Raw genomic sequence first — 18,755 nt, forward strand, 5'->3', positions numbered from 1 at the left:
AGAGCCGCCCCCGGGTAGCAGCAAGTCGCGTAAAATCGAATGCGTTTCCCATCCCCACTGTTCCATTCATGCCTGCGCAAGACCCGGCTGGTACGGTCAAGAAAGAAGAAGGCGTCGCTGTCATCGACCGCGCGTGTGCCATCCTGTTCGCGTTTCGCCCCGGAGATAGTGCGCTCACGCTCGCCGAACTCGCGGGGCGCACAGGGCTTTATAAAAGCACGCTGCTACGTCTGGCCGGCGCGCTGATTCAACACCGCCTGCTGCTGCGCCTGGACGACGGACGTTATCAGCTCGGTCCTGCCACGTTCGCGTTGGGCGCGCTCTATCAGCGTAGCCTCAACATGGGCGATATTCTGCTGCCGCTCATGCGCGAGCTGGCCGCCGCGAGTGGGGAGAGCGTGTCGTTCTATGTGCGCGACAATGCTGTGCGGGTGTGCCTGCATCGCGTCGATTCACACCATGTGGTGCGCCACCACGTGCGCGAGGGAGACGTACTGCCGCTCGAAAGCGGCTCGGGCGGTCGCGCGTTGCTCGCGTTCGGCGGCGAGCCGGGTGAGCCGTTCGAGAGCATTCGCCACGACTTCTTCTGCATCTCGATCGGTGAGCGCGACCGTGAGACCGCGGGCGTTTCCGTGCCCGTGTTCGGCGTTCACGATACGTTGCGTGGCGTGCTCACGCTCGCCGGACCGAGTTCACGCATCGACGGGGCCTTCGTCGAGCGTCATCTCAATGCGCTGTTCGATTGCGCGATACGCGCTACCGACGCGCTCGGCGGCGACTCGCGCGCGCTGCGCGCCGCCCAGCGTGCGCACGCGGCGCGCGCACGCGAGGACGCTTGAGTCCGCGTCCGGCAATCGGAAGCACTGCGCGCGTGAGCGCCGTTGGCGTGCAGTCTCGTTCGCGGGGCGTTGATCAGGACTGCTCCAGATGCCGCTCCGGCGCACCCGTATAGGCATAGGGAATCTGACGCGGCATGGGTCCCTTGTTACGCTCGCCGCGTCCGCGTTGTTCCCACGCATGCGCGAGAATGCCCACTGCGCGCGAGAGGCAGAATACGCCGCGCGCCAGCTCCGGGGCGAACCCGAGCTCCGCGTAAATCACCGCCGTAACGCCGTCGATATTCATCGGCACGGGCCGGTCCTTGCGCTTTTTCAGCAAGGCTTCGATGCCGCGCGCAATCGCCGCGTAGCGGCCCTTGATCGTGCCGGACGCCACGCGCGCATCGACGAGCGCGAGCAGCCGCCCCGCACGCGGATCGACGGGATGAAAGCGATGGCCGAAGCCCGGCAGATATTTGCCATGAGCGGCGATGAACTCATCGACGCCGGCTTCGACCGCTGCGTCAAACGGACTGCCCGCCACGATACGCGCGGCGATGTCGGCATAGAGCTCGACGGCCTGCTGGCCTGCGCCGCCGTGCACGTCGTCAAGCGCGTTGAGCGCCGAGGCCATGGCGCCGTTGATCGGCAAGCCGCAGCTCGTGGCCATGCGCGAGATCGCGATCGAAGGCGCATGCGGCCCGTGATCGACCGAGGCCACGAGCGCGGCTTCGAGCAACGTGGCCTCTTCGTCGCCGGGCAACTCGCCGCGCAGCATCAGCCAGATCATCTGCGGGAAGCTCACGTTGCCGATCAGTTCCTGAATCGGATAGCCGCGCACCTTGATCGAGCCCGGATGGATGTCGGTGATCGAGGTGCTCCAGTAGTCGGCACAGAGCGCCGCGAGATTGGGCGGGGTGGTGTTCGTCGTCGACATGGTTCAGATCACTCCGTCGTGGTGCAGGGCGTCGATTTGGGCGGCCTCGTAGCCGAGTTGTGCAAGCATTTCGCGCGTGTGCGCGCCAAGCGTCGGTGCGGGCGAGGCGGCTGCGGCGTCGGCATCGGCGAGCCGTAGGCCCGCGCGCGTTACGCGCTGTGCCGCTTCGCCCTGGGCCGCCTCGAACTCGCGTATGAAGCGCCGTTCGGCCAGATGCGGATGCGCGAGGATTTCGGGCACCGAAAGCACCCGGCCCACCGGCACGCCTCGATCGAGCAGGCGCGTTTCCCAGTTGGCCGCGCTGTCTGCCGCGAGCGCGGTTTCGATCTCCGCCTTGAGCGCTTCGCGATACTGCTTGCGCGTATGGCGCGCGGCAAAGCGTTCGTCGCGGGGCAGGTCGGGGCGTCCGATCACTTCACACAGGCTTTCGAACTGACGCGTTTCGTTCGCAGCGATATTGAGGAGACCCGCGCCGGTGCGGAACGTGCCCGAGGGCGCAGCCGTGAAATTCTCGTTGCCCATCGGCGCGGGCTCGACACCTGCGTTCAGGTAGTTCGATACGACCCAGCCCATGGTCGCGAGCGTGGCTTCGAGCATCGACACATCGAGGCGCCGCCCGCGGCCGTTCGCGCGTGCGTCGACGAGCGCTGCGCAAATGCCGAACGCAGCCGTGAGGCCGCCCACCGTATCGGAGACCGGATAGCCCACGCGCAGCGGCGCGCTCTGCGCGTCCCCCGTCACGCTCATCACGCCGGACATACCCTGGATGATCTGGTCGTAAGCAGGACGGCGCGACAGCTCGCCTTCGTCGCCGAAACCGGAAATGGCACAGTAGACCAGCGCCGGATTCACTTTGGATAACTGATCGTATCCGAGTTCGAGACGATCCATGACGCCGGGGCGAAAGTTTTCGACGAGCACGTCGGCGTTGCGCACCAGATCGAGCAAGATGGCTTTGCCGCGCGGGTCTTTCAGGTTCAGCGTGAGCGAGCGTTTGCCCGCGTTCACGGCCACGAAAGACGCGCCCATATTGCGCGCCGCGGCATCCTTGTCGGCGCCCAGGCGCCGGGCAAGGTCGCCGCCTTCTGGGTGCTCGACCTTGGTGACTTCGGCGCCGAAGAGAGCGAGTTGATAGGCGCAGAACGGACCCGCGAGCACATTCGACAGGTCCAGGACGCGCACGCCGGCTAACGGGAGCATGATTGCAGCCTCGTATGCAAAAGATTAACGGGAGATGTCGTCGAGCGCGCGATTCTTCGTGCGCGGCCCGAAGATGCCGATGGCCGCCATTACGACGATCATTGCACCGGTAATGAGCGCGAACACGCCTGGCACGCCGAAGTGACGCAGCGCGAACGCGATCATGAAACCGGAGAACATCGCGGAAAGGCGCGACATCGAATAAACGAAGCCAACGGCCGTGGCGCGCAGGCGAGTAGGGAACAGTTCGACCTGGTACGCGTGATACCCGACGGAGAGCAGCGTGCCGCCGAGCGTGATCAGGACGCCGAGGAACATGAGCATGCCGGCGGAAGTCTGCATGGCAAACAGCGTGCCGCACACGGCGATCGTCAGCGCGGAGAGCACGACGAGCGTCTTGCGCTCGATACGGTCTGCAATCGCCATGCCGAGCAGCGGGCCGAACGGATTCGAGGCTGCGATCACGAACGAGTAGAGCAGGCTGTGCGTGACCGTAATGCCTTTGGAAACGAGCAGCGTCGGCACCCACGACGCAAAGCCATAGAAGCCGATCGCCTGAAACAGGTTGAACACGAGCAGCGTGATGGTGCGGCGGCGATACGGCGGTTGCCAGATGTCGACGAAACGCGCTTTGGTGAGCGTTTGTGCGCCGGCCGATTCCGCGGCAGGCGCAGGCAGCGTGCGCCCGGACTGCGCCTCGATCTTTGCTTCGAGCCTCGAGAGAATGCGCGCGGCTTCCTCGGTTCGGCCGCGCTGCGCGAGCCAGCGTGCGCTCTCGGGCACCCGGCGGCGGATCGCCCAGGCGATGAGCGCACCGAACGCGCCGAACATCACGACCCAGCGCCAGCCGTCGAAGCCGAGCGGCGCGCGCGGCACGAACCACCACGCGAGCAACGCGACGGCCGGCACCGCGGTGTACTGCACGAGATGCACGAACGCGAACGCGCGGCCGCGCATGTGCTTGGGCACGAGTTCGCTGACGTAGGTGTCGATCGTGACGAGTTCGACCCCCACGCCGATGCCGGCGATGAGCCGCCACAGGTTGATGCCGGGCGCGCTCGTCTGCAGCGCCATGATGCAGGTCGCAACCGAATACCAGAGCAGCGACGCCGTGAACAGGGTGCGGCGGCCATAGCGGTCGGCGAGACCCGTCAGGCAGAACGTGCCGATGAACAGCCCCGCGAACGACGCCGCCACGAATGCGCCGAGCCCCGAGAAGCCGAAGAACGATGTCGTGGTGGTCGAGTAGAGGCCGCTCTTCACGAGGCCGGGGCCGACGTAGGCCGTGAAGAACAGATCGTAGAACTCGAACCAGCCGCCCAGCGAAAGCAGGAGCACGAGCGTCCAGATGGCGCGCGTCGCCGGCAGGCGGTCAATGCGCGCGTTGATCTCGGCGGCACTGGCGGGCGCGGCGGCATCATCCCTGAGCGACGTGTGCGTCGCTCCGATTGGCAGGCTGGACATCGGACTCTCCTGAATACTTCGTTTGCGCGTCTAGGCGTTCTCTTCGACAGAACGTCGTTCTATAAATCGGTCGCTCGATGATACTGCGTGGCGTCGAGCCAACCGACCAGGGCTTTTACCGGGTGAGCGTGCTGGGCCGCCGATCAAGGAAAGCCCGCTCACCGGCATGAAGTGATGGATCGATGGAGTCTGGCGACGTTCGTTCGTCGCTCTGGCATTGGTGTGTTTATCCGATAGCCGGTGCAACGCAGATCGAACGGAAGCCGGTGCTTCGCACGAAGCGTCTTCAGGACGAGATAGCGCAAACAACGGGTCCCGATGATCGGGGGCTTATCGGGACCGGGCGGCGGACGAGGCGCGGGCGAACCTGGCAAGTGGGCCTGCCTGTGGATTTTCCTGATTTTACATAAGATAAATTATCAACATTTTTTAGATGTTCGGAAACATCTAAAACAGGCACTTCACACCTCGACAATGACCTTCAACGCGTGCGTACTAGCCGCCTGCGAAAACGTCTCGTACGCCTTGGCCATGTCGTCGAACGCAAACCGGTGCGTGATCAGCCGGTTCGGATCGATCCGCCCGGCGCACACCGTCTTGAGCAGCATGGGCGTGCTCACGGTATCGACGAGACGCGTCGTGATCGACACGTTACGGTCCCACAGCTTGTCGAGGAACAGCGACGCCGGCACGCCATGCACACCGATGTTCGCGATCACGCCGCCCGGCGCCACGATCTGCTGGCACAGCTCGAACGTCGAAGGCACGCCAACGGCCTCCATGGCGCAATCCACGCCCACGCCGTCCGTGAGCTTCATGACCGCATCCACGGCGTCGCCCGCGCGCGGATCGATGCACGCCGTCGCGCCGAATCGCTTCGCGCATTCCAGACGGTTGGCGTCCATGTCGATCATGATGATCTGTGCAGGCGAATAAAACTGCGCGGTCAAAAGCGCGGCGAGGCCAATCGGTCCCGAACCGACAATGGCGACCGTGCTGCCGGGTTCCACCTTGCCGTTGAGCACGCCGCATTCGAACCCCGTCGGCAGGATGTCCGAGAGCATCACGAGCGCCGCCTCGTCGAGGCCGTCGGGAATGCGGTACAGGCTCGTTTGCGCATGCGGGGTACGCACATATTCGGCCTGTGTGCCGTCGATGCGATTGCCGAGAATCCAGCCGCCCGTCTTGCAGTGCGAGTACATGCCGCGCCGACAGTATTCGCATTGCCCGCAGCTCGATATGCAGGAAACGAGCACGTGATCGCCGGCTTTCAGTGTCGACACGCCCTCGCCGACTTCATGAATGACGCCCACGCCTTCGTGGCCGAGAATGCGGCCCGGCTCGCAGCTCGGCACGTCGCCCTTGAGAATGTGGAGATCGGTGCCGCAGATCGTCGTCTTCGATATCTTGACGACGGCGTCGCCGGGACCCTGCAAGACGGGCGTTGGCCGCGTTTCGAGCGCGAACTTGCCCGGACCGTTGTAGACCAGTGCTTTCATGGTTCCTCCATCGACAACCGGAAATACGCCGGGCCGCCAAGCGCCCTTCTTTCTGCGCGCTGGCGTCCCGCGAGTCCATCCTGCTTTGCAAGGTTTGCATATTTCGATGTGCGGCGGGCCGCCGCGAGTGAAATCGAAAAAGCGACAACATCGCCCTTGCAATCACGATCGTAGTACTTACGACCGATGAACCGCTATCCAATGTCCGATGGCCACGAAGTGATGGCGCGTGCTTCTACGCGCTGCGCATGCTCTCTTTGCGCACGCGAACACTAGAACAGATGCCGGATGCCAACCTGCACGCCGAATTCGCTCTGACCGGGTCCCGGCGTGAGGAACGAGCCCGTCGTGATGCTGGCGCCCGCCATCTTGAACTGCGCGGTGCCGTAGTTCTTCAATTCGGAAACCGTGCCGTAGAGCCGAGTTCCCTTCGAGAGGTCGTAGTTGACGATTGCCCCATATTGCAAGGCGTCGTTGCCGAGGTGCGTGCTGTCCTTGGTGTAGGCGGCGCCTGCGCCCACGCTAAAGAACGGCGAGAACCGGTAGTCGGCCGACAGCGAATACGTGCTGTGCCAGTCGCCTGCCGTGTTGCCAACCGGCCCCACCGTCGGATCGTATTTGCCCGCGGGGTTGCTGAGCGCGTTGCCGGTGGTCGCGGAAATCACATCGTTGGCACGGAAATAGCCGACGTAGATGCGCCCCCACCCATAGTCGAGATTGCCGCCCGCCATGAATTCCTGCACGCGGTTGGAGGCCGTGGCATTCGCCGCGTTCAAATACGCGAGCGCGAGATAAACCGGGCCCTGGTTGGTCTGCACGCCGGCCTGATACACGGCATTGCCCGCGAGCGTGCCGGGCTGGCCGCCCACTGAATAGTGAAGCTCCACCTGCGTGCCCACGAACTTCGGCGAGATCCACGCGATGTCGTTGTCCACGCGCGCGAGCCAGTTCGCGAAGTTGTTGTAGCCCGAGGCGTAGGTGGCTGCACTGAAGGCGTCCATATTGCCGCTCCAGGCAAACATCGGCGTGTTCTGCCGCCCGAAGCGCACCTCGCCGAACCCGCCGCCCACACCGACCCACGCCTGACGATCGAAGAAGCGATAGCTGTTCTGCAACTTGCCCGTGCCCGGATCGAAGCCGCTCTCCAGCGCGAAGTTCACGCGGTAACCCCCACCGATGTCCTCCGTGCCGCGCAAGCCCCAGCGGCTCGTCATCAGGCCGTTATTTCCGAGCACGGCGAGCGACGTGGTCTTGCCGTCGACTTTCGCGTTCTGGTAGCCGGCGAACACGTCCAGCACGCCATACAGCGTGACCGACGATTGCGCCATTGCCGGCGTACTGGCGATGATAGCCGCGCTGATCACCGATAAACTAAGGATTCCTCTATTTAACGACATCGTCATATTCCCCTGTTGTTGACTTATTGATCGATCGGTGCCGGTATTGAGGCGTCAGCGTGCGCGCCCTGGCGCGAGCATGCGCTTGACCACGAGTGCGAGCGGCACAGTGAAGCAAAAGTGCGACATGAAACCGCCGATGATGACGACCGGATCGTAGTAATTGGGATGGTTGTCGGATGCGATGCTGATCGCCACGTGCATGACAATCCAGGCAAGGATCGCGTAAAAGAGCGCGACGAAGGTGGCCTCGTAGCCGCGGCGGCGGAAATACGGCCAGATCGCGGCGAACAGCACGCCCCAGCCAATGGCAAAGAAGAAATGAATGGCAGTCCCGAGCAGATACGCCCAGATGCCGAGCGAGTCCTGTACGCTCTTGCCGAACACGAGGCCGGTGGCATTGCGGGGAATGCCCGCAAGCGGCATCAAATGCTGGGCGCCAACCCAGATCAGCGCCTCGTAAATCCAGATGATCACCGCGCCCGTCAAGCCTCCGGCAATGCCGGCGCGCAAAATTGCGCCGAGTGTCGGCTTGCCCTCGATTGCCGTTCTCGTTCCTTGATACCCACCCTCACCTACGCTTGCATTGCCGCTCATTGCCATCTCCTCTTGTATTCCTGCACGAAATGATTTTTCGTCAAGATAGAAACGACGAAAGCGGAAAACTACATCGGGTTAACGGCAGGCAAACGACGTCTCTCACGCAAGAATCGTCGCGCAACGCACGTCCGCAACTCGCGAAATACAACGCAAAGCCACGCTGGACAAGGCTTGGCGCGGTCTATCGGTGCACAACGGGAGGCCGGCTGATTGGGTTGCAAGCCCGGCCGCCGATAAGAGAAATCGATACGGCGGAAACGACTTCGCAACGCCACGTCTGCAAACGCACCGCCGCCACTCACCCGCCCTCCTTCAGCCGCAGCAACAGACGCAGCAGCACAGGCAGCACCAGCAGCACGAGCGGCATCTGCACGATCAGGCCCGAGATGATCGCGACAGCCAGCGGTTGCTGCATTGCGGAACCCTGGCCAATGGCGAAGGCAAGCGGCAGCAGCGCGAGGATCGCTGCGATGGTCGTCATCGCGATGGGCCGCAGGCGGTTGCGGCCCGCGGCCTGCAACGCTTCCTCTAACGGCATGCCTTCGTCGCGTACAAGCCCCTGAAACTCGGAGACATAGAAGATCGCCACCTCCGTCACGATACCGACGATCATCGTCATGCCCATCATCGCGGAGATGTTGAGCTCGATGCCCGTCACCCACAGTCCGATGAAAACGGCGCCGGTGGCCAGCAGCGGCATCGCCATCACCGCGAGCGCCACGCGAAAGCGCTCATAGAGGAACAGCAGCAGGCCGAACACCAGCGCCACAGCGGCGCCGAATACCGCGAGCAGACCCTTGAATGCGATCTGCTGTTGCTGGTACAACCCGCCAAGCTCGTAGTAGACGCCCTTTGGCAAAAGCGCCGGATCGCCGAGCGCGCGTTGCACGTCGGCGATGGTCGAGCCGAGGTCACGCCCATCGATGCGCGCCGTCACCGCCACCATGCGCTTGAGGTTGTCGCGGCTGATCTCGGGCTGGCCGCTCACGTGCACCGGGTCCGCCACGCGCGACAGCGCGAACACATGCCCGTCCGGCGCGCGCAACGGCAGGCGCGCAAGTTCGGTGTCCGTCATTTGCAGCGCGCCTTGTGCCCGTACGCGCACGCCGATCGTCTTCGGGCCGCTCTGAAACTGCGTGGCGACGTTGCCGTCGAGCAGGTCCGAGACCTGCTGCGCGATTGCCTGCGGGTCCATGCCCTCGGCGGCAGCCGCGTCGGGGCGTATGCGCAGATCGATGGCGTCGCCGGCCGGATTGATGCCGTCGTTCACGTCGACGATGCCGCGAATCTTGCCGATGCGTGCGGCCACGTGTTGCGCCGTGGTAGCGAGCACGTTCGGGTCGTCCGAGTAGATCTTGATTTGCACGGGCTGCGGAACCGCCGTGAGGTCGCCGATCAGGTCCTCCATCAACTGCGCAAGCTCGACGCTCACACCAGGCACATTTGCTTCGATCTGCGAACGGATCTCCTCCATCACCGTATCGATCGGCTCGCGGCCGCCCGACTTCAGGCGCACGAAGAAGTCACCCTTGTTCGGCTCGTTCAGGTCGCCGCCAAGTCCCGCGCCGGTGCGCCGCGAATACGTGGCCACATTCGGGTTCGCGCGAATGATCGTTTCGATTTGCTGCATCAGACGATCGGTTTCCGCGATCGACGTTCCCGGTTGCGTGTGATAGTCGAGCACGAAGCCGCCCTCGTCCATCGACGGCATGAATCCGCTCCCCACGCGCGTGAACGCAAGCGCCGACAGCAGTGCGAGCGGAACGACGAGCGCGAGCACCCACACGGGCCGAGCGCTCACGCGCGACACGAGGCCCGCGTAGGTCCGGTTGAGCCACGCGGCGAAGCGCGTCTCGCGATGCTCTTCAGCGTCTTTCGCCGTGAGCCAGCGGTCGCAGAGAATCGGAATGGCGAGCCATGTGACAAGGAACGAAATGAAAAGCGCGCTCGCCATCGTCACGGAAAGCGCCTTGAAGAACGCGCCTGTCACGCCCGAGAGAAACGCGAGCGGCACAAAGATGATCAGCGTTGCCGCGGAAGAGCCCGCGAGCGGCCGGGTGAATTCGAGCGCGGCGCTCATCACGCGGCCATGGAACGCTTGGGCGCCCGCTTCACGCATGCGCCGCGCGATGTGCTCGATCATCACGATCGCATCGTCGATCACGAGGCCCACCGCCGCCGCCATCCCGCCGAGCGTCATGATGTTGAAACCCATGCCGAACACGTCGAGCAGCAAAATCGTCGCGGCCATCACCACAGGCACGAGCGCCACGGCAATCAGCGTGATCTTCGTGTTGCGCAAAAACACGAAGAGCGTGAGCGCCGCGAGCACGACGCCGATCATGATGGCATCGCGCACGCTCGTGGCCGAGGCGATCACGAGTTCGCTCTGGTCGTACCAGTTCGCGAGCTTCACGCCTTGCGGCATCTGCGCGCCGAAGTCCCTGATGCGCGCGCGAATTGCCTGCGCCATCGCCACGCTGTTCGCGCCAGGCTGCTGATAGACGTTGATCAGCACCGCGTCGTGACCATCGGCAGTGACGCGAATCCACTGCGGCACGGTGCCCTGTGCGACGGTGGCGACATCGCCGAGGCGGATCTGCGTCGCCCCGGCGGACGAGACGACCACGTCTTTCAGCGTATCGAGCCCGCTGAATGCCGAATTGGCCACGACGAGATAGAGCTTGTCGTGGTCCTCGATGCGGCCGGTAGCCATCAGCACGTTGCCCGCGCCGATCGCGCGCGCGACATCGGCGACCGATAGTTTGAACGCCGCGAGGCGCGCGGGATCGACGGCGACTTCGAGCTCGTCTCGCGCCCCACCCGTCACGTCCACGCGCGCCACGCCCGCAACAGAAGAAAGCAGCGGACGCAGCTGGAACTGCGCGAGATCGTAGAGTTGCGCGAGTGACAATCGCGACGACGTCAGGCTGTATGCGAGGACCGGAAACACCGTCGGGTCCATTCGGCGCACTTGCATCGTGGTGCCCGGCGGCAGCGTCGCGAGAATTTCGGCGATGGCTGACTGCGCCTGCAACGTGGCTTGCGCCATGTCCGTGCCCCAGTCGAAATTCAGCGAGATCTCCGCCGCACCGCGGCTCGTGCGAGATTCCACGTCGCGCACGTTCGGTACGCGACGCAACGCTTCTTCCACCGGCATGGTGACGAGCGTCGCCATCTGTTCGGCTGGACGATCGCCCGCATCGAGCGAAATCACGGCGCGCGGAAAGGACACGTTCGGAAAGAGCGAGATTGGCAGACGCAACGCGGTCAGCGCGCCGGCAAGCGCTGCCAGCGCGATCACGAACAGAAGCGAGCGCCGATGGCGCTGCATCCACTGGCTGAACGTCATCGCGCGCCGCCTTGCGCCACGCGCACGGCCATGCCGTCTTCGAGTTCGTAGTTGCCGACGACGACGAGCGGCCGCGAAGCGTCGAGCGCGCCATCCACGCCGTACGTATCGCCATGCTCGACTTTCACGGTCACATCGACGCGGTGCGCCTTGTTGTCCGGCGCGACCTGATACAGATAGCTACCCCTCGCGTCCTGAAGCACCGCGGCGCGCGGCACGTTCCACCACGTGCCGGTCTGCGTGTCGATGTCGGCACGCACGCGCGTGCCAGGCAGGAACGCGGTGCCCGCGAGCGGCACATTCGCGCCGACATTGACGAGCTGACTCTGCGCGTCAATGGCTGCGCCGACAAGGACGACACGTCCTTGTGCGCGTTGCGAACCGAGCGAGGCAGACAGCGGGCGCAGCACGACGCGTGCGCCAACGCGCAACTTGAGCGCGTCGGCAGGTTCGACGCCTAGCGCTACGTTCGCGGCATTGCCCGCGGGTCCATTGGCTGCAACAAGCTGGGCGAGCGCCGTGCCCGCCTGGATCTGGTCGCCCGGCACGGCGGCAAGCTGCGTGACGACGCCAGCCACAGGCGCCGTCACGGTTTTCGAACCCGGCGCGATGCCCGTCGCGCTTTGAGCAGCGAGCGCCTGCTGTGCGTCGTCCAGCGCCTTTTGCGCCGCCGCCAACTGCGATTGTGTGGCGAGACCGTCGCGAAAGAGCGAGCCAGTGCGCGAGAGTTCGCCACGTGCGAGCGTTGCCGCGCTTTGTGCCTGGTTATAGGCGATCACGGCGTTCGGATCGGCTTGCACGACGAAGAGGGGCGCGCCGCGCGCCACGGTCTGCCCGGGTTGTACGAGCACGCGCGTCACGCGCGCGAGATACGAAAGGCTGAGGGTCGTTGCGTTCGAGGCGGCGGCAGCAACTGAGCCATAAGCGACAACGGTTTGAGAAACCGGTTCGCGCATCACGTGCACGACTTGCACTGCGGCGGACGGCGCAGGCGTGCCGCCCGCCGTGCCGCTGTCGTCTGCGCGCGCGGCATGCGGTGCGAATAGCGCTGCGCCGGCGGCTAACGCGGCCGCACCGCCGAGTGCGCAGACCGCGGCACGCGTACGCATGGCGCAAAGGAAGCGGAGGTCAGTCATGGGGATCAACGTGCAACGTTAGTGTTGGAGGATGCGCTTTCAGCAGCGGCGCCCCGCGCGGGCGAAGTCTGATACGGATCGGGAATCGCACCGCCGAGCAGCGCCTGGAGTCCAATGCGTTGCTCCGCTAACGCTTCGCGCGCGGTGGCGGCGTCGATGCGACGCGCGAGCGCCGCGCTTTGCGCGTCGACGTACTGCCCTAGCAGGATGTTGCGGGCGGCGTAGGCATCGGCCGCCTGTGCAGCGGCACGTTCGAGCCGTGGCAGCGCGGCAGCGTCCTGTTCGAGCTGCTGCGCAGCGATCGCACTGTCGGCACGCAGGTGCGCGACATCCGCATAGGCCGCGTTCAGGCGCGTCTGGTATTCGTCCGCCAGACGCTGCCGTGTCGCTTGCTCGATGGCGATATTGCCGCGATTGCGATTGAATACCGGCAACGTGAGATTGATCGCGAAGCCACTCGTATAGATCTCCGAAGTGTCGCGCTGCCGCGTAAAGCCGACCGAGAGGCTCGGGAACTGGCCGAGGATCGCGGCGCGATATTTTTGCTCCTGTGCTTCGTAGCCGGCCTGAAGCGCGATCAGATCCGGACGGCGCTGCGGCAGCAACGCTATGGCGGCATCGAGTGTTCCGTCGGGCATTGGCGCGATGGTCGTGTCGCCCGCAAGCACAAGCGTCGTGTCGGGCGCGAGGCCGAGCAGCGCGTTGAGGTCATGGTGCGTCTGCTCGCGCGCGCGCTGCATGTCGGTGTTTTGCTTGCGAGCATCTTCGTATGCGGTGAGCGATGCAGTGACACTGTCCGCCGTCACGTTGTGCTCGCTTGCCGCGCGCGCGGTGCGTTCGTAACGCGTGCGCGCCAGTGCCGTCTGCTGCTCGAGCAGCGGCAGCACCTCGTCCTGAAAGCGCGCTCTCACGTACAGTTGCTTCGCCTGTGCCACGACCTGCCACTCCTGCCAGAGCAGACCGAGGTCGGTCTTGCGTACCGTGGCGTTGGCGGACTTCGTGTTGGCGCCACGCGTGACAATCGCCATGACGTCCATGCTCAAGCCATAGCTGAACGCGCGCGAGAGCCCCACAGCGCCGGGATAGTCGCTGGAAACGCTTACTTGGGGATCCGGCAGGAGTCCTGTCGAAAACGCCTGCGCTTGCGTGATGCCAAGGTCGTCGCGCGCAAGTTTCAGGTCGGGATTATTGGCGACGGCGAGCATCGCGACGTCTTCGATGTCAAAGCCGTCCGATGGATCGAAGCGATGTGCTGCAAGCTCGGGCAACGGCATCTTCGCAGGATCGATCCGAACCCGCGCAAGCGACTCCTGCTTGATCAGCGAAGGCCCCGTAGCCAGTGGCTGCGCGACGTAGCTTGCGCATCCGGCAAGCAGCGCGGTGCCCGATGTCAAGATGACGAGCGCGGCGCGCGTGCCAGCAGGAATGGAGAGACGAAAGACGCGCGGTAATGTCGCGCGAGACTGCGGGCTGGGCAAAATGCACTCCTTGAGCCAATCCCGCGCAGCATGAATGCGCGAGCCTGAACCTGAACACAAACGCCATACGTTCGTGGCGTAGCGTCAGGCATGCGGCGCATTCTGCAGGGTATACGCTTATGCAATCCTTAAGCAGGGGTTCGCCTTCAATACCTATGGCTTTTTCGCCGTCAGGTATACGATGCGCTCAGCGCCGAGCTGCGTACCGCTTTCGAAAATCGCGCGCATGCGAGCTTCCAGGTACACACGCTCATCGTGGGTGAATTCATTCTCGAAGACCTCTTCCAGGCTAGGCGCCAACGGGTGCGGCGAGGTACGGAGAAACGTTTCCCAGGGCAGGCTGTCTTCAGTTCGTACTTCGATGTGCAATTCCAGATGAATGTCTGTGAATCCCGCGTCGATCGCGAAGCGAACAAGGTCGCGCTCGCCATAGTTCGTGATCGGCAGCGCGCGCGCTTTCTCCTCCGTGTCGGGGAACTGTGCCGCCCGGCAACGGAGCAGCAACGGAAAGAACGGATCTTCGGTATTGAATGCACGGGTATCGACCAATCGCTTGAGCATACAAACCTCAAGCGCTTCGTCACGCAGAATCGGTTCCGCAATGGCAAAGCGGGCGCCCGGCTTGAGTATGCGGTAGAGCGCGCGCATGGCTGCGGGCTTGTCCTCTACGTATGCCAGAACCGCGCGCATCGTCGCGGCATCGACAGCATCGTTGGCCATGCCTTCCAGGTTCTCGGCGCTACCGTGTATGAATGCGCACTGCCCGCTCACGCCCAGACTTCGGGCGGTCGCTTCCGTGTGGCGCAGCAACGGCGCCGAAATATCGGTCATGAGCACCCGGATCGAGACGCCGGCCCGTTCGATCGCACGAAACCCGACGAGACCATCACCCGTGCCGATGTCGGCCAATGTCATGCCTGGACGAAGGCGAACGTAATCCAGCACACGGTCTGCGTATCTCGTGATCTCGGCACGGACATTGTTCTCATGAGCGCGATCGTCGCCATGACGCTGCCGGAGAATCCATGTGGACCAGTTATCGTGAGTGACGTTGTTCGTAAGCGGCAGCAAGATAGATCACCAGGGGAAACTTGAAAGACCTGCGGGATGGTAGCTTTGTATTCTGATGAACTCCTTATCGAAGAATTAATCCCGACGTAGAGTCCCTGTTTGCACTGGCAAAGTTTTACCCGCCTTTACGCTGAATGAAAGTCGCTTTCATTCCAGAAAATACCGGTAAAGCTTCGAAAGGCACGCCCAGTAAGGCTTGCTGGCGAGGCATTATGAACGGCGTGGATACGAATCGAACCGTAGCTTATGCCAGCCTTAATTTGATTCGTTTTCACGAAATAAATACTTCTTAAGTATTGGGAAGGTGCTCCGATAAACCGTGCGCTGTTCACGGTTTTCTTTCTCTTTCTTTGGAGACCTTCTGATGACAATCCAGGCAGTTTCTACTCAACCCGCCGCTACAACAGCGGCGAATACCGGCGCGCAGAACCCGCAGGCGACTGCCGCTGCGCAACCGGCCAGCAAGACGCAATCGCAGTCGAATACGACGACACAGGGTTCGACGTCGACGGCTTCGTATGCCGTCACGATCAGCAATGCCGCGCGCGTTGCATTGGCCGAAGCCACCGAAACATCGGTGCAGACCGCGCAGGAGGCAGACCGAGGAGATCGTCAGGCTCAACGCCTGCTTGCGAAGGAGCAAGCCAATAAGGTCGGGTGAAGTGAAGCGCGTGATAGACGCCACCTGACGACGCTACGCCCTACTTCGGCGTTCGTTATCCGCTTGCACGCCGCGCGAGAGCCGCGGCGTGCAAGCCCGCTGCGCTTGGGCAAAACCGCTCCACCCGCGCTGTGCGCGTCAGCCAAATCGTGCTGAGAAGATAAGTATTATTATCATAATATGGCGATATCCTGGAAAAACTTTCCCAACCAGAAACATGCCTCAGCCGGCCATCACATCCACCGCTCAGCTTGCGCGCTGCGCTCTGAACGCAAACCGGGCGATTGACTGCGCCGCTGCTGGTCAGGGCAGCGGCAGGACGAGTTACGAAGGCGGGAAGCTGATGTGAATGCGTAAAACCGAGCGGCGCCACGCAGAACGGCATCTACTGCATGTGCCGTAAAAAGATTTTGAAAACGCGTTTATCGCAAACGCGTCGTTTCAGGATGCGTACGCGAGCGCCGCGTCTACCGGAAGATTTTCGAGCGCACGGCTGCCATCGCGCAGCGCTTCGCTTTCGCCATTAAAGGCCGTTTCGCTGTACGCGATGAGCTTGAAGCCGCTTCCCGCGCTGCGAGGGATGGTGATGCCCCAATGCCACCCTCCTTCCTGTTCGAAGACGTGCAGCTTCGGCGATGCATGCGATAGGTTTGATCGAGTTGTCATGTCACGCCCTCCTTTGCGAAAGCGTCGAAGTAGCCGGCAGACCAAGTCAGTGTAGGCATCATTTTGTTGCGGCGCAATAAATATCGACGTTGAGGGGCGATCCTACGCCATCCGGCGTCGTCATCCGGCAACAAAACGAAACAGGCGGCAACGAGAAGCAACAAGCAGAAACAAAAGTAAGCAGACGCGGCAGCACGAAGTCGTGCCGCAGGTTCGTGCGTCTGCACTCTGCCCCCCAAACGAAGGTGGGCGGCCACGCCGCGTTCGCGCTATCCTGCGCGATGCGCAACAGTTTGCGCACCCTATTTCCTTATGTGCCACGACGCATGACTGAACGCACCGAAGAGATCTCTACCAGTACGCAATCGGCGCTGCGCTACCCCTACGCAGCGCCGCCTGCGCCAGGCTCGACCCTCGAGATCGCGCCAGGCGTGCGCTGGCTGCGCATGCCGCTGCCGTGGGCGCTCGACCACATCAACGTGTGGCTCATCGACGAGGCCGACGGCTGCGCCGTGATCGACACGGGCGCTCGGACAGACGCCGCCACGGCTGTGTGGCGCGCGATCCTCGCGCAAGGCGGCGAGCCGCAAGCGGCTTCCCGCGTGACGCGCGTGCTCGTCACGCATATGCACCCGGATCATGTGGGTATGGCCGGCTGGCTGACACGCGCATTCGACTGCCGGCTATGGATGACGCGCACCGAGTACTTCAACTGCCGCGTAGCCGCCGCCGACACGGGCCGCGAAGCGCCCGCCGACGCGCTCGACTTCTATCGCCGCGCAGGCTGGAGCGAGTCGGCCATCGATGTCTACCGCGCGCGTTTTGGCCGCTTCGGCCAGCATATCCACGCGCTGCCCGAAAGCTTCCGGCGCCTGCAGGACGGCGAGGTCGTGCGCATCGGCGGGCACGACTGGCGCGTGATCGTCGGCATGGGGCATTCGCCGGAGCACGCCTGCTTCTACTGCCCGGCGCTCAAGCTGTTCATTTCCGGCGACCAGGTGCTCCCGCGCATCTCCTCGAACGTTTCGGTGTATCCGATCGAGCCCGACGCGGACCCCATGGCCCAGTGGTACGCGTCGTTCGACAAACTTCAACGCGAAGTGCCGGACGATGTGCTCGTGCTTCCCTCGCATAACGACTGCTTTTACGGGCTGCACGCGCGCATCGACCGTTTGCGCCAGGGCCAGGACAAGAGCCTCGCGCGTCTGCGCGCAACGCTCGCCGAACCGCGTCGCGCCGTGGATGTGTTCGGTGCGCTGTTCGCCCGGCGCATTGGCGAGGACGATCTCGGACAGATGAGCCTCGCGACCGGCGAGAGCCTTGCGTGCCTGAACTACCTGACGTACCGCGGCGAAGTGAAACGCGAACTGCGCGACGACGGCATGTACTGGTATTCACGCACGTAAAAAATGGCAGGGAAGGCGCATCACGCCCTGCCTGCCACAAGCCGCATCGACGGCACGCACTGGAAAACCCAGGAATTCATCGGGGCGGCCAGTACGCCTGCACTGGCCGCCCCGCGTGGGCCTAGAGCGTCGCGACCAGTTCCGGCACTGCTTCGAACAGGTCCGCTTCGAGACCGAAATCGGCCACACTGAAGATCGGCGCTTCGGCATCCTTATTGATCGCCACGATCACCTTCGAGTCCTTCATGCCCGCGAGATGCTGGATCGCGCCGGAAATGCCGCACGCGATGTAGACCTGTGGCGCGACGATCTTGCCGGTCTGCCCCACTTGCCAGTCGTTCGGCGCGAAGCCTGCGTCCACGGCCGCGCGGCTCGCGCCGAGCGCGGCGCCGAGCTTGTCGGCGAGCGGCGTGAGCACGGCGTTGAACTTCTCGCTGCTGCCAAGCGCCCGGCCGCCGCTCACGACGATACGAGCGTCCGCAAGCTCGGGCCGCTCGCTCTTCGTCACGACGCGCTCGACAAACGCGCTGAGGCCGCTGTCCGCGATCGCTGCGACGCTTTCGACCTGAGCCGCGCCGCCCTGCGCCGCCGCGTCGAAACCCGTCATGCGTACGGTGACAACCTTCACCGCTTCGGCGCTCTGCACGGTTTGAATGGCGTTGCCCGCGTAGATCGGCCGCTCGAACGTGTCCGCGCTCACCACGCGCGTGATCTCGGAGATCTGCGCGACATCCAGCAGCGCGGCCACGCGAGGCGCGACGTTCTTGCCGGCGCTCGTGGCGGCAAAAAGGATGTGCCCATAGTTGGCGGCCACGGCCAGCACTTGTGCCGCGACGTTTTCGGCGAGCGCGTCGGCGAGTGCCGCGCCGTCGGCGTGCAGTACCTTCGCGACGCCCGCAATGCGCGACGCCGCCTCAGCCGCGCCTGCCGCGTTCTGGCCCGCCACCAGCACGTGCACTTCAGTGCCGCATTGGAGAGCGGCCGTCACCGTGTTGAGCGTGGCCGACTTGATCGAAAGGTGGTCGTGCTCGGCGACGACCAGAACCGGTTTACCAGCAGTCATTTGCATT

At 63.8% G+C, this 18,755-nt stretch carries 15 protein-coding genes; 3 read left to right on the top strand and 12 right to left on the bottom strand.

The features are described from left to right. The first annotated feature begins 68 nt into the window (after window positions 1-68). Window positions 69-839 (top strand): IclR family transcriptional regulator, encoded by a 771-nt coding sequence (locus FAZ97_RS06875; RefSeq protein WP_158757767.1) that lies wholly within the window; start codon window positions 69-71, stop codon window positions 837-839. A gap of 73 nt (window positions 840-912) precedes the next feature. On the opposite strand, the gene FAZ97_RS06880 is transcribed toward FAZ97_RS06875, so the two are convergent. The 10 genes from FAZ97_RS06880 to FAZ97_RS06925 form a co-directional block, all read right to left on the bottom strand. Beyond that, the gene (locus FAZ97_RS06880) at window positions 913-1,755 is read right to left on the bottom strand and encodes a citryl-CoA lyase (RefSeq protein WP_158757768.1); all 843 of its coding nucleotides are present in this window, start codon (window positions 1,753-1,755) and stop codon (window positions 913-915) included. Window positions 1,756-1,758: 3 nt separating this feature from the next. After that, window positions 1,759-2,958 (bottom strand): CaiB/BaiF CoA transferase family protein, encoded by a 1,200-nt coding sequence (locus FAZ97_RS06885; RefSeq protein ID WP_158759083.1) that lies wholly within the window; start codon window positions 2,956-2,958, stop codon window positions 1,759-1,761. A gap of 21 nt (window positions 2,959-2,979) precedes the next feature. Continuing rightward, window positions 2,980-4,419 (bottom strand): MFS transporter, encoded by a 1,440-nt coding sequence (locus tag FAZ97_RS06890; protein WP_158757769.1) that lies wholly within the window; start codon window positions 4,417-4,419, stop codon window positions 2,980-2,982. A gap of 461 nt (window positions 4,420-4,880) precedes the next feature. Further along, window positions 4,881-5,918 (bottom strand): zinc-dependent alcohol dehydrogenase family protein, encoded by a 1,038-nt coding sequence (locus FAZ97_RS06895; RefSeq protein WP_158757770.1) that lies wholly within the window; start codon window positions 5,916-5,918, stop codon window positions 4,881-4,883. A 272-nt stretch (window positions 5,919-6,190) separates the two neighbouring features. Next, entirely contained in the window at window positions 6,191-7,282 is a 1,092-nt protein-coding gene (locus FAZ97_RS06900) for a porin (RefSeq protein WP_158757771.1), read from the bottom strand. 87 nt (window positions 7,283-7,369) lie between these two features. Then, window positions 7,370-7,912 (bottom strand): hypothetical protein, encoded by a 543-nt coding sequence (locus tag FAZ97_RS06905; RefSeq protein ID WP_158757772.1) that lies wholly within the window; start codon window positions 7,910-7,912, stop codon window positions 7,370-7,372. Window positions 7,913-8,213: 301 nt separating this feature from the next. Beyond that, the gene (locus tag FAZ97_RS06910) at window positions 8,214-11,267 is read right to left on the bottom strand and encodes an efflux RND transporter permease subunit (protein WP_158757773.1); all 3,054 of its coding nucleotides are present in this window, start codon (window positions 11,265-11,267) and stop codon (window positions 8,214-8,216) included. Beyond that, window positions 11,264-12,403, bottom strand: coding sequence for an efflux RND transporter periplasmic adaptor subunit (locus tag FAZ97_RS06915; protein WP_233271648.1), 1,140 nt, complete (start codon window positions 12,401-12,403; stop codon window positions 11,264-11,266). Before FAZ97_RS06915 ends, FAZ97_RS06910 begins: the two co-directional genes overlap by 4 nt. 5 nt (window positions 12,404-12,408) lie before the next feature. Next, complete coding sequence (locus FAZ97_RS06920; RefSeq protein WP_158757774.1) at window positions 12,409-13,881, bottom strand: TolC family protein; 1,473 nt, start codon at window positions 13,879-13,881, stop codon at window positions 12,409-12,411. 153 nt (window positions 13,882-14,034) lie between these two features. Next, a complete protein-coding gene (locus FAZ97_RS06925) occupies window positions 14,035-14,952 on the bottom strand; it encodes a class I SAM-dependent methyltransferase (protein ID WP_158757775.1) in 918 nt (305 codons plus the stop codon). Between the two features lie 364 nt (window positions 14,953-15,316). Here FAZ97_RS06925 and FAZ97_RS06930 point away from each other — a divergent pair, with 364 nt between their 5' ends. Beyond that, entirely contained in the window at window positions 15,317-15,613 is a 297-nt protein-coding gene (locus FAZ97_RS06930) for a hypothetical protein (RefSeq protein ID WP_158757776.1), read from the top strand. Between the two features lie 441 nt (window positions 15,614-16,054). Here the strand turns inward: FAZ97_RS06930 and FAZ97_RS06935 are convergent, their stop codons facing one another. Further along, window positions 16,055-16,279, bottom strand: coding sequence for a hypothetical protein (locus FAZ97_RS06935; RefSeq protein WP_158757777.1), 225 nt, complete (start codon window positions 16,277-16,279; stop codon window positions 16,055-16,057). Between the two features lie 326 nt (window positions 16,280-16,605). Between FAZ97_RS06935 and FAZ97_RS06940 the strand changes: the two genes are divergently transcribed. Next, entirely contained in the window at window positions 16,606-17,685 is a 1,080-nt protein-coding gene (locus tag FAZ97_RS06940) for an MBL fold metallo-hydrolase (RefSeq protein ID WP_158757778.1), read from the top strand. A 121-nt stretch (window positions 17,686-17,806) separates the two neighbouring features. On the opposite strand, the gene FAZ97_RS06945 is transcribed toward FAZ97_RS06940, so the two are convergent. Then, window positions 17,807-18,748, bottom strand: coding sequence for an electron transfer flavoprotein subunit alpha/FixB family protein (locus FAZ97_RS06945; protein ID WP_158757779.1), 942 nt, complete (start codon window positions 18,746-18,748; stop codon window positions 17,807-17,809). Between the last annotated feature and the right edge of the window lie 7 nt (window positions 18,749-18,755).

This window comes from Paraburkholderia acidiphila (assembly GCF_009789655.1).
Lineage (GTDB): Bacteria > Pseudomonadota > Gammaproteobacteria > Burkholderiales > Burkholderiaceae > Paraburkholderia > Paraburkholderia acidiphila.